General features: G+C 70.0%; 10 protein-coding genes. 1 reads left to right on the plus strand and 9 read right to left on the minus strand.

Features of this window, described 5'->3' with window-relative positions; all coding sequences use genetic code 11:
• Positions 1-346: 346 nt before the first annotated feature.
• The 9 genes from ACKUB9_RS31645 to benA all read right to left on the minus strand — a co-directional run bounded on the left by ACKUB9_RS31645 (position 347) and on the right by benA (position 9,850).
• On the minus strand, positions 347-1,594 hold the full coding sequence (locus ACKUB9_RS31645) for an FAD-dependent monooxygenase (RefSeq protein ID WP_407530234.1): 1,248 nt from the start codon (positions 1,592-1,594) through the stop codon (positions 347-349).
• Positions 1,595-1,671: 77 nt separating this feature from the next.
• The gene (locus tag ACKUB9_RS31650) at positions 1,672-3,018 is read right to left on the minus strand and encodes an MFS transporter (RefSeq protein ID WP_407530232.1); all 1,347 of its coding nucleotides are present in this window, start codon (positions 3,016-3,018) and stop codon (positions 1,672-1,674) included.
• A 97-nt stretch (positions 3,019-3,115) separates the two neighbouring features.
• On the minus strand, positions 3,116-3,394 hold the full coding sequence (gene catC, locus ACKUB9_RS31655; RefSeq protein WP_407530230.1) for a muconolactone Delta-isomerase: 279 nt from the start codon (positions 3,392-3,394) through the stop codon (positions 3,116-3,118).
• 4 nt (positions 3,395-3,398) lie between these two features.
• Positions 3,399-4,565, minus strand: coding sequence for a muconate/chloromuconate family cycloisomerase (locus ACKUB9_RS31660; protein ID WP_407530228.1), 1,167 nt, complete (start codon positions 4,563-4,565; stop codon positions 3,399-3,401).
• 338 nt (positions 4,566-4,903) lie between these two features.
• Positions 4,904-5,830 carry a catechol 1,2-dioxygenase gene (catA, locus tag ACKUB9_RS31665; protein ID WP_407530226.1) on the minus strand — a complete coding sequence of 309 codons (927 nt, stop codon included), beginning with the start codon at positions 5,828-5,830 and terminating at the stop codon, positions 4,904-4,906.
• Between the two features lie 35 nt (positions 5,831-5,865).
• A complete protein-coding gene (locus ACKUB9_RS31670; RefSeq protein WP_407530225.1) occupies positions 5,866-6,669 on the minus strand; it encodes a 1,6-dihydroxycyclohexa-2,4-diene-1-carboxylate dehydrogenase in 804 nt (267 codons plus the stop codon).
• Positions 6,666-7,682, minus strand: coding sequence for a benzoate 1,2-dioxygenase electron transfer component BenC (gene benC / locus ACKUB9_RS31675; protein WP_407530223.1), 1,017 nt, complete (start codon positions 7,680-7,682; stop codon positions 6,666-6,668). The genes ACKUB9_RS31670 and benC overlap by 4 nt, the downstream gene beginning before the upstream one ends.
• 13 nt (positions 7,683-7,695) lie before the next feature.
• The gene (benB, locus tag ACKUB9_RS31680) at positions 7,696-8,187 is read right to left on the minus strand and encodes a benzoate 1,2-dioxygenase small subunit (RefSeq protein WP_407530221.1); all 492 of its coding nucleotides are present in this window, start codon (positions 8,185-8,187) and stop codon (positions 7,696-7,698) included.
• A 346-nt stretch (positions 8,188-8,533) separates the two neighbouring features.
• The gene (gene benA, locus ACKUB9_RS31685; protein WP_407530237.1) at positions 8,534-9,850 is read right to left on the minus strand and encodes a benzoate 1,2-dioxygenase large subunit; all 1,317 of its coding nucleotides are present in this window, start codon (positions 9,848-9,850) and stop codon (positions 8,534-8,536) included.
• A gap of 255 nt (positions 9,851-10,105) precedes the next feature.
• Between benA and ACKUB9_RS31690 the strand changes: the two genes are divergently transcribed.
• Entirely contained in the window at positions 10,106-11,014 is a 909-nt protein-coding gene (locus ACKUB9_RS31690) for a LysR family transcriptional regulator (RefSeq protein ID WP_407530219.1), read from the plus strand.
• Positions 11,015-11,035 lie beyond the last annotated feature (21 nt).

Genomic DNA, 11,035 nt, shown 5'->3' on the forward strand with positions numbered 1-11,035 from the left:
GTGGTGGGCAGGGCCGGGTTGTCGGCCTTGCGCGGCACCGAGCCGGTGATCGCCACCGCGATCACCACGGGAAGGGAGGTCATGGGGTTCACCTGAGTGTCGGGAGGGGACGGGTTGCCCGGGTCGCGCGGCCCAACAGCCTCAAGAGCGGAGGCGCGCGACGCCGGGTGGCGGGATCAGGATTTGCTGGGCCGCTGGCGCGGCGGTGCGAGGGTCAGGCCACCCGCGAGCCTGGGTTGATGCGCAGCGGCAGCCTTTCCATCCAAGCGCCCAGTCCTGGCGGGGGCCGCCGCTACGACCAAGGTCTTTTCGGGCTCGGCGATGGGGAGCCGCGGATGCGGAGCCGTCAGGCGGCCTGCGAATCCTCCGTGATGGCCTCCGTCACGGCGGCCCGCGCATCGAAGGCGTGGATCCAGCCGAAATCCTCGGGGAAGCGCGCCATCCGCGTGTCGCGTTGCGCCAGCGTGGCGGGGCCCGCGGCATCGGGCAGGTGGAGGAGGCGGTTCGTCGCCCAGGCGCTGCGCTGGATCGTGCGGGTGCGCGTCTGCCGCAGGCCCTGGTAGCGCCGCATCATCCCGTCGAGGTCGCGCGCACCGCCAGCGGCCAGCAACTCGGCCAGGGTCACGGCGTCCTCGATCGTTGTGTTGGCGCCCTGGCCGTGATGGGGCAGCATGGCGTGGGCGCTGTCGCCCATCAGCACCGCCCGGCCGCGGTGCCAGCGCCGCAGCGGATCGGTGACGAACAGGCCCCAGCGCTGGGTCTGGGGCAGGGCGTCGAGCATCTCGATCACCGCCGGATGCCAGCCGGCGAAGCCCGCGCGGTGCTCGCCCGCATCGACGACGGTCAGCCAGCGCTCGGAGGTCCAGGTCTGCGGCCCCTCGACGACGGCGAAGAAGTTGACGGAGTCGGCCTGGCCGCCGATGGCGTAGTGAAGCAGGTGGGCATCCGGTCCCATCCAGAACTGGATCGCCTCGGGGTCGGGCAGCGACGGCAGCAAGCCCATCGGCACCACGCCCCGGAAGGCGCTGGTGCCCGAGTAGCGCACCTTCTCTCCGCCGGTAATCCAGCGCCGCACCTCGGAGCGCACGCCGTCGCAGCCGATAACGAGGTCGGCCTCCACCTCGGCGCCGTTCGCGAAGGTGAGCGCCATCACGTCGCCCTGCTGGTCGACGGCGGTGAGGCGGTGGCCGAGATGCAGTCCCTCGCCGGCGAGCCCTCCGCTCAGGACCTTCTGCAGGTCGGCCCGGTGCACGCCGTAGTACGGCGCCCCGAACCTGGCCCGGTAGGCGCCGTCGTTCCGGACCGGGAAGGCGGCAATGCGCGCGCCGCTGCGCCCGTCGCGGTGGATCAACTCGGTCGGCTCGGTCGAGACGGCGGCCAGGCCAGCGCCGAGGCCGAGGCGTTCGAGCTCGCGCGTCGCGTTGGCGGACAGCGCGACGGCGGCGCCGATCTCGGCGAGTTCCGCCGCCTGCTCGTAGATGTCGGCCTGGAGGCCATGGGCGCGCAGGGCCAGGCCGAGGGTCAGCCCGCCGATGCCGCCGCCGATCACGGCGACGCGCAGGGGCTTGGCGGAAGCGGAGGATGTCGGCGGCATGTCGAATCTCCCTGGATGGCTCGCGGAATCGATAGCCCCCCGCGCGGGGCCGATCGCCTCGCGCGGGGAGGGGAGCGTCAGGTACTCTGGAGCGCCGGGGCGAGGCGCGCCGCCGGCGTGCCGAGCCGGCCCTTGAGCGTGATGCTCGCGGCGGCGATCAGCGCCGGCACCGCCACGATGCCGAAGGTCGCCGGCAGCCCGAAGCCCAGCCCGATCAGCGAGGCGCCGATCATCGAGCCGACCACCGAACCGACCCGGCCGACCGCGTTGGCCCAGGCGACGCCGGTGGCGCGGTTCGCGGTCGGGTAGTAGCTCGCCGAGAGGGCGTTGATGCCGATCTGCGAGCCGGCGACGCAGAAGCCCGCGCCGAAGACCGCCGCGACCAGGAGGGCGACCGAGCCGGTCGAGCTGCCGATCAGCGCCACGAAGCCGGCCGCCGCGAGGTAGGACAGGCCCAGCACCACGTGCGGGTTCGCCCGGTCCATCAGAGCGCCGAGCACCAGCCCGCCGACGGTGCCGCCGGTGGCGAGCATCACGGTGACGAGGGAGGCTTCCTTGAGGGTCAGGCCGGCACTGCTGATGATGGTGGGAAGCCAGCTCGACAGTAGGTAGAAGATCAGGAGGCTCATGAAGAAGGTGAGCCACAGGCACAGCGTGCCGGCGACGAGGCCCGGCTGGAACAGCTGGCCGATGGGCGAGCCCTTCGGCTTGGCGATGCCGGTGAAGGTGGCGCCGGAAAAGTCCTCGGCCGGGGCGATGCGCTTGAGGAGCCGGGCGACCGCTTCGGCCGGGGCCTGCTTGAGCACGAGGAAGCGCGCCGATTCCGGCAGGCCGAGGACCAGCACCGGCACCAGCGCGAGCGGCAGCACGCCGCCGATCACCAGCACCGAAGGCCAGCCGTAATCGGCGATCAGGTGCGCCGCGGCGAAGCCGCCGAGCGCCGAGCCGACGGTGAAGCCGCAGAACATCGCCATGGTGAGGAAGGAGCGGCGATGCTCGGGGCAGTATTCAGAGGTCAGCGTGATGGCGTTCGGCATCGCGCCGCCGAGACCGAGCCCGGTGATGAAGCGCAGCACCGTCAGCATCTCGATGGAGGTCGACCACGCCGAGGCGAGGCTGGCGAGCCCGAAGAAGGCCGTGGTGACGATCAGCGTCGCCTTGCGGCCGAACCGATCGGCGAGCGGGCCGAACAGGAAGGCGCCGATCATCAGGCCGAACAGCCCGGCGCCGAACAGCGGGGCGAGCTGGGACTGGCTCACCTGCCACTGCGCGCGCAGGGCCGGGGCGATGTAGCCGATCGCGGCGGTGTCGAAGCCGTCGATGGCCACGACAAGGAAGCACAGGATCACGATCCGGATCTGGAAGCCGGAGACTCCGTGTCGGTTGATGACGTCCTGGACGTCGATGCTGTGGGATGTGGGCATTTCCCTTGTCCTTGTTCTGGAGGAGATCGTTCTTGAAGATTTTTCTTGGAGATCGTTCTTGGTCTTGCGCCGACCGGAGCCGGCGAGGGCTGGCGCTTCAGTCGATCGCCGACGGGTGGCGCGCGAGCGGGGTCACCCGCATCGTCATGAACGGGAAGAGCGGCAGGGTGGACAGGATGTCGTGCAGCTCGTCGTGGCTCTCGACGTCGAAGACGCTGATGTTCGCGTAGCGTCCGGCCACGCGCCACAGATGAACCCATTTGCCCTGGCGCTGCAGATCCTGGGCGCGGGCCTTCTCGTCGGCCTTCAGCTTGGCGACGTGTTCGGGATCGAGGCCGTGCGGGATCGCGACGTCCATCTCGACGCAGTACAGCATGGGATCAACTCCGGGCGTAGTGGCGCAGCTTGTCGGGATCGAGGGTGACGCCGAGACCCGGCCCCTCGGGGAGGTGCACCGCGAAGTCGCGGAAGCGCAGCGGCTCGGTCACGAGGTCGTCGGTGAGGATCTGCGGCCCGAAATGCTCGCAGCCCCAGGCGATGTCGCGCAGGCCCGCGAAGGCCTGGAGATGGGCGGCCGCCCCGATCGAACTCTCGAGCAGGCAGCCGCCGTAGAGGCCGATGCCGGCGGCTTCCGCCACCGCCGCGACCTTGCGCAGGCCCACGAGGCCGCCGTGCTTCACGAGCTTCAGCGACACCGCGTCGGCCGCGGCGGCCTGCGCCACCGCCAGCATGTCGTGGGGCGTAAAAACGCACTCGTCGGCGAGCAGCGGCGGGATGTCGTCGCGCGCCCGCAGCCGCCCCATCCCGGCGACGTTCCAGGCCGGCAGCGGCTGCTCCACCAGGGCGATGCCGAGATCGGCGAGGCGCGGCAGGCAGCGCCGCGCGGTGGCCTCGTCCCAGGCCTGGTTGGCGTCCACGATGAGCTGGGCGCGCTCGCCGAGCGCCCGCGCCAGCCGCGCCAGCCGCGCGAGGTCGGCCTCGGGGGCCTGGGCGCCGATCTTGATCTTGAAGGTGCGGTGCAGCCGCGCGTCGAGCTTACCCTCCGCTTCCGCGATCTCCTGGTCGGGGTCGCCCGAAGCGAGCGTCCAGAGGACGGGCAGGCTGGTGCGGACCGCGCCGCCGAGCAGCGCCGCGACCGGCAGGCCCAGGGTCCGGCCCACCGCGTCGAACAGGGCGGTCTCGATCGCCGCCTTGGCGGCGTTGTTGCGCTTGGCCGCCGCGTCGAGGCGCTCGCCCGCGGTCACGAAGCGGTCGGCCGGGTGCCCGAGCAGGGCCGGCGCGAGATAGGTGTCGATCGTGGCCTTGATGCCCTCGACGCTCTCCTCGCTCCAGCGCGGCCCGCCGAGCGTCGCTGCCTCGCCGATGCCCTCGACTCCGTTCGCGAGCCGCAGGCGGACGATGACATAGCTCTGGGCGGTGACGGAGGTCTGCGAGAGCTTGTGTTTGCGCACCGTCGGCACGTCCACGATGGTCGTGCGGATCTCCGCCACCGCGAGGTCGCGGGCGGGCGGCGGGGCCGGGTCGTGAAGCTGGGTCTTGGCGAGCATGGGGTGTCTCGTGGTGTGGGGCGGATGCGGGGTTCAGGCGGGAGATGCGCGTCGGGACCGGGCGGTCGGATCGTGCCTGTGGCGCAGTCCCAACCCTCCCCCCTCAGCGGGGGAGGGTGCCCCACTGAGTGGGGCGGGAGAGGGGACCGCGACGGTTCAGGAGTTGACGCCCTTCACAACGGTCGCGACCTTTCCGGAAGCGGCGTCCCCTCTCCCGGCTCGCTTCGCTCGCCACCCTCCCCCGCGGAGGGGGGAGGGTTCGCGCGTGATGAGTGGGACTTCGGTGCGTCTCGCTCTCGGTCAGGTCGCAGCCCGATCAGGGGAGACGATTCCGTGCTTCACGCCGCTTCGGCGTGGGGACGCACCACCACCGGGTCGGGCGCGTTCTCCGCTTCGCGGTTGAGCGCGAAGTCGAAGCGGATCTGCGAGAAGGGCTCGTTCAGCCCCGCTTCCGCGAGCGCCGCCGGATCGGTGACGCGTGCGACGTCCACCACGAGGCCGTCGCGGGTGCCGAAGGCGAAGTCGTCGTAGACGTAGGGATCGTCCGCGAGGTTGATCTGCGTCGTGAGCTGGCGGTGGCCGGGGCCGGAGACGAAGAAGTGGATGTGGGCCGGGCGCTGGCCGTGACGGCCGAGCTGGTCGAGGAGTTTCTGGGTCTGACCCTCGGGCGGGCAGCCGTAACCCCTCGGCAGGATGCTGCGGAAGCGGTAGCGCCCCTGCGCGTCCGTCTCGATGCGCCGCCGCAGGTTCCAGGTGCTCTGGCTCTTGTCGAAGACCGAGTAGTTCCCGAGCGTGTTGGCGTGCCAGACGTCCACGATCGCGCCGGGGACCGGGGTGCCGTCGGTGTCGGTGACCTGCCCCTCGACGATCAGCACCTCGCCGTCCTCCGGATCGTCGTCGAGGCGCGCCTCGCCCTTGGCGAGCGGCGCGCCCGCCACGTAGAGCGGCCCCTCGATGGTGCGCGGCGTGCCGCCCGCGAGCCCGGCCGCCCGCTCCTTGGCGTCGAGGCACAGGTCGATGAAGTGCTCGATGCCGACGCCCGGCATCAGCAGCCCGAACTCGTTCTTCTGGCCCGTCTCGGTCAGGTAGCTCATCGCCGTCCAGAATTCGTTCGGGCTGATGTCGAGATCCTCGATGATCCGGCAGGCATCCTCGACGACGCGGCGGACGATCTGCTTGATGCGCGGGTTGCCCGCGTCCGTGTCGAGGCCCGCGACCTTGTCGAACAGGGCCTGTGCTTCGGGAGAATGGGTGATCGTGGACATGAGCGTCTCCTCTCTTCTCTGTTCGGTGGTCTGGGTCAGCCGAGATCGCCGCCCGCCACCGGCAGCGTAACGCCGGTGACGTAGGAGGCCTCGTCGGAGGCGAGGAACAGGATGGCGGCGGCTTGCTCGGCCGCGGTGCCGTAGCGGCCCATCAGGCTCGACGCCTTGGTCTGGGCCACCACCTCGGCGATCCAGGCGCGCTCCTGGTCGCTCGGCGGGTCCGGGTTGCGCAGGATGCGCCGGGGCGGCGCCTCCGTGCCGCCGGGCGCCACCGCGTTCACCCGGATGCCGTGGGCGGCGTATTCCCAGGCGAGGCAGGCGGTGAGCGCGTTCACCCCGCCCTTCGCCGCCGCGTAGGGCACGCGGTTCACGCCGCGCGTCGCAACCGACGACACGTTGACGATGCTGCCGCCGCCGCCCGCGAGCAGGTGCGGCAGTGCCGCCCGGCAGCACCACAGCGTCGGGAAGAGCGAGCGCCGGATCTCCGCCTCGATCTCGTCCGGGGCGAAGTGGGCGAAGGGCTTGAACCGGATCGCGCCGCCGACATTGTTGATCAGCACGTCGAGCCGGCCGAACCGCTCGACCGCCGCCGCCATCACCTGCGCGCAGCCCTCGTAGCGCTCGACATCCGCGAGCTGCACCGCGGCGCCCGCGCCGAGGTCGCGCGCCGCGGCGGCGGTTTCCTCCACGATCTCCGACCGGTCGGTGAGCAGGAGGGCGGCGCCCTCCCGGGCGAGCCGCAGGGCGACCTCGCGGCCGATGCCCTGCGCCGCCCCGGTCACCACCGCGACCCGGCCCGAGAAGCGGCCCGGCGAGACGATCTCTTGGCGGGGGCTCATGCGCCGCCCCCGGCCGTGCCGCTCGCCGCGAACTTCTCGTAATGGAAGCTCACCGGGGTGAGTCCCCGCTCGGAGAAAGTGCGGCGGACCGCGTCGACCATGGCGGGCGGGCCGCACAGGTAGGTGTCCACGTCGCCGCCGTTGAGGTGCTCCGGCGCCAAGTGCTCGGTGACGTAGCCCTTCTTCGGATGCGCGCTGTCGGACGAGGCGACGCAGGTGTCGAAGGTGAAGTTGGGGTGCTGCGCGACGGCCTCTTCGAGCGCCTGCGTCTCGACGAGGTCGGCGTCGTTGGTCACCCCGTAGACGAGGTGGATCGGATGGGCGCTGCCGCTCCCGGCGATCCGGCCCAGCATCGACAGGAAGGGGGCGAGGCCCGTGCCCCCGGCCAGCATCAGCACCGGCCGGGCGATCTCGCGCAGGTAGAAGCTGCCCGAGGGACCGGTCAGGTCGAGGCTGGCGCCGGGCTGCGCGCCCTCCGCCAGGTAGGTGCTCATCAGCCCGCCCGGGATGTTGCGGATCAGGAAATCGGCCTGCCGGCTGCCGGGGACCGAGCTGAACGAGTAGGAGCGCGAGCGGCCGCTGCCCGGGACCGAGATGTTGACGTACTGCCCCGGCAGGAACTCGATCGGCTCCGGCGTCTCGACGCTGAGGCCGAAGGTGGTGTCGGACAGCCGCCGCACCGCGGTGATCGTCCCCGTATGGGCGGCGATCTTCGTCTTGCAGACCTCCGAGGAGGCCGCCACTGCGAGCACGAGGTCGGTCTTGGGGCGCATCTGGCAGGCGAGGCCGTAGCCCTGCGCCGCCTCCTCGTCGGTGAGCGCATCCTCGATGTAGCTGCCCGGATCGAACCGGCCCGACTCGCAGCGCACCCGGCAGGTGCCGCAGGCGCCGTCCCGGCAGTCGAGCGGGATGTTGATCCCGAGCCGGTAGGAGGCGTCGGCCACTGTCTCGCCCGGTCGGCAGGCGATGAACCGGGTGACCCCGTCCTCGAAGGTGAGGGCGACGTTGCTCATCACGGCACTCCTCTCAGATATGATACACGTCGATGACGTGGTGGATGTAGTCGTTCTTCAGCACGATCTTCTTGTTCTTGATCAGAGGTTTTTCGCCGCTGGTGTCGAGCGTGTAGAACGAGGTGCCGAAATAGGTGTCGACCGTCTTGTAGCGGTAGTTGAAGGTGAGCCAGTTGAAGCGGATCTTGCAGGAGACCTCGTCCTGCTCGACGATCTCGACGTTCGAGATGTTGTGCGAGGTGCGCGGCTCCGGCAGGCTGGTGGCGCTGGAGCGCTCGGTGCGGATGCGGAAGACCCGGTCCTCCAGGCCGCTCCGGCTGTCGTAGTAGATCAGCGAGACCTCGCGCTGCGGATCGGTGACGAGCTGGTCGTCGTCGTCCCAGGACGGCATCCAGAACTCGACGTCGGGGGCGTACAGGGTCAGCCACGCCTCGAAGTCGCGGTCGTCGAGATAGCGGGCCTCGCGGTAGAGGAACTGGCGCACCTCTTCCAGGGTCAGGGTCATCGGGGGTCTCCTCCGGGTGTGCGGGCGCGTTCGGCGCCCCGGGAGGGGCCGGCGCCGTCATGGTCGGTGATTGCCCTCCGTCCCGATGCGCGCGCTGTTCGGAGAAGTATCCGATACAATAGATTGCGCGGGATCCCCTCTCCCGTGTGGGAGAGGGGTAGGGGTGAGGGTGTGACGCTTCAGAATTGAACTCTACCGTGGTGTTCTCAGCGCGACGCTCAGCGTTTTGCTCGGAACCGTAGCACCCTCACCCCTACCCCTCTCCCACACGGGAGAGGGGATCCCGAGCCTCTTCTTTTGCCGGGATCGTCGTGGTGGCAGGGGAGGGGTTCAAGCGTGCATCGCCCTACGGCAGGTGCTGGCGCATTGTGTCCATCCAGTACCGGTGCTGGATGGCGAACAGGCCCTCGTCCTCGGTCTTGAGGCCGCTGAGCAGCGGCTTGAGGCCGATCGCCTTGGCGCCCTCGTCGGCGCCCTCGATCCAGTGGGTGGCGCCGCGGCAGAGGTCGTTCCAGCGCGCCGCCCGGCCGCGATAGCCGATCTGGCAGGCCCGGAACTCCTCGAGGTCGTCCGGGGTCGCCATGCCGCTCGCGTTGAAGAAGTCCTCGTACTGGCGGATGCGCTGCGCCCGCGCCTGCGCGTCCTCGCCCTTCGGGGCGATGCAGTAGATCGTCACCTCGGTCTTATCGACCGCGATCGGCCGGTAGGTGCGGATCTGCGAGGAGAACTGGTCCATCAGGTAGACGTTCGGGTAGAGGCAGAGATTGCGAGAGCGGCTGATCATCCAGTCCGCCATCGCCTGCCCGTGGGCCGCCGCCAGTTCCTCGCGCCGGTCCCAGTTCGGCCGGTCCTCGGGGTTCGACCACGTGGTCCAGAGCAGCAGGTGGCCGTGCTCGAAGGAGTAGAAGCCGCCGCCCTGCTTGGCCCAGCCGCCCGCATCCATCGCGCGGGTCTTGTCGACGACGTGCGATTCCTTGCGACGGCTGGTGGTGGCGGCGTAGTTCCAGTGCGTGGCGCTGACGTGGTAGCCGTCCGCACCGTTCTCGGTCTGGAGCTTCCAGTTGCCGTCGTAGACGTAGGTCGAGGCGCCGCGCAGCACTTCGAGGCCGTCCGGCGACTGGTCGACGATCATGTCGATGATCTTGGTCGCCTCGCCGAGATGCGCGGTGAGCGGCTTCACGTCGGGGTTGAGGCTGCCGAACAGGAAGCCGCGGTAGCTCTCGAAGCGCGCCACCTTGGTGAGGTCGTGCGAGCCGTCGCAGTTGAAGCTGTCGGGGTAGCCCGCGCCCTCAGGGTCCTTGACCTTGAGGAGCTTGCCGCCGTTGCTGAAGGTCCAGCCGTGGAACGGGCAGGTGAAGGTCGACTTGTTGCCGCGCTTGTGCCGGCAGATCATCGCGCCGCGGTGGCTGCAGGCGTTGATGAAGGCCTGCAATTCGCCCTTGCGGTTGCGGGTGATGACCACCGGCTGGCGGCCCATATAGGTCGTGAAATAGTCGTTCGGGTTCGGGATCTGGCTCTCGTGGGCCATGTAGATCCAGTTGCCCTCGAAGATGTGTTGCATCTCCAGTTCGAAGAGATCCGGATCGGTGAAGATATCGCGGCGGCAGCGATAGATGCCGGTCTCCGGGTTCTCGTCGACGGCGGTCTCCACGACCTGATGCATCTCGTTCAGCACGGCGTCCTCCTGGCCTCGATGGGCTGGCGTGAGAGCAGGGACGATCGTTGCAGGTCCACGCGGGGCGCGGCCGGCTCGGATCGTTCTGTCGTCTTGCGCAGGAAGGGCGTGGTGCGCGGTGCGGCTGACGGGCCGGACCGGGCTTCGCTCGCTCCTGGGCGTTTCCTCTTATTAAAGTTCTAGACAGGGGCTTGGTGGGCGTCCAAGACCGATTGGGAACAAAAACATTCCCGGGAGGAATAGTTGGAGCTTCGGCACCTCCGCTACTTCGTGGCCGTGGCCCGGGAGCAGAGCTTCACGCGCGCGGCCGAGACGATGCACGTGGCGCAGCCCGCGCTGAGCAAGCAGATCCAGCAATTCGAGGACACGCTCGGCGTGCCCCTGATCGAGCGCGGCTCGCGGCCGGTGCGCCTGACCGAGCCGGGGCGTCTGATCTTCGAGCAGGCACTGCAGATCCTGGAGCGGGTGGACGACCTGCGCGAGACGGGCCGGCGCCTGCGTCTGACCGAGCGCAACCGCTTCCGGGTCGGCTTCGTGGCCTCGACCCTCTACGGACGCCTGCCCGAGATCCTGCGGGGCTACCGCCTGAAGCGCCCGGACGTGGACCTGACGCTGCTCGAACTCCTGACGCTGGAGCAGATCGCGGCGCTCAAGGAGGGCCGCATCGACGTCGGCTTCGGCCGCATCGAGATCGAGGATCCGGCCATCGCCCGCATCCTGCTGCGCAACGAGAAGATGATCGTCGCCGTGCCGGTGACCTGGGACGCGACCCACGCGCCCGGTCCGCTGAAGCTGCGCGACCTCGCGGAGACGCCGCTCATCATCTACCCGAAGGGCGCGCGCCCCAACAACGCGGACCGCATCCTGGCGCTGTTTCGCGACCACGCGGTGCGCCCGCCGGTGGTTCACGAGGTGCGCGAATTGCAGACCGCGCTCGGCCTCGTCGCCGCGGAGGCGGGCGTCTGCGTCGTGCCGGCCTCGGTCGAGCGCCTGCGCCGCGACGGCGTCGCCTACCGTCCCCTCGACGAGGAGAAGGCCCTGATCCCGGTCATCATGAGCTACCGCAAGGACGATCCCTCGCCCGAGATCGACCTGATCCTCACCTGCGTGCGCGAGGATTACGAGCGGGAAGGGCTGAAATTCGGAGTGTGAGGCCGCCGCGCCCGGCGAGCC

Source organism: Methylobacterium oryzisoli, assembly GCF_046557895.1.
Taxonomy (GTDB): domain Bacteria; phylum Pseudomonadota; class Alphaproteobacteria; order Rhizobiales; family Beijerinckiaceae; genus Methylobacterium; species Methylobacterium oryzisoli.

Excerpts from the sequence above, each read along its gene's own strand:
- ACKUB9_RS31645 (WP_407530234.1), bottom strand. The coding sequence starts at position 1,594 with ATGCCGCCGACATCCTCCGCTTCCGCCAAGCCCCTGCGCGTCGCCGTG.
- ACKUB9_RS31670 (WP_407530225.1), bottom strand. The coding sequence starts at position 6,669 with ATGAGCCCCCGCCAAGAGATCGTCTCGCCGGGCCGCTTCTCGGGCCGG.
- benB (WP_407530221.1), bottom strand. The coding sequence starts at position 8,187 with ATGACCCTGACCCTGGAAGAGGTGCGCCAGTTCCTCTACCGCGAGGCC.
- benA (WP_407530237.1), bottom strand. The coding sequence starts at position 9,850 with ATGCATCAGGTCGTGGAGACCGCCGTCGACGAGAACCCGGAGACCGGC.
- benC (WP_407530223.1), bottom strand. The coding sequence starts at position 7,682 with ATGAGCAACGTCGCCCTCACCTTCGAGGACGGGGTCACCCGGTTCATC.
- catC (WP_407530230.1), bottom strand. The coding sequence starts at position 3,394 with ATGCTGTACTGCGTCGAGATGGACGTCGCGATCCCGCACGGCCTCGAT.
- ACKUB9_RS31660 (WP_407530228.1), bottom strand. The coding sequence starts at position 4,565 with ATGCTCGCCAAGACCCAGCTTCACGACCCGGCCCCGCCGCCCGCCCGC.
- catA (WP_407530226.1), bottom strand. The coding sequence starts at position 5,830 with ATGTCCACGATCACCCATTCTCCCGAAGCACAGGCCCTGTTCGACAAG.
- ACKUB9_RS31650 (WP_407530232.1), bottom strand. The coding sequence starts at position 3,018 with ATGCCCACATCCCACAGCATCGACGTCCAGGACGTCATCAACCGACAC.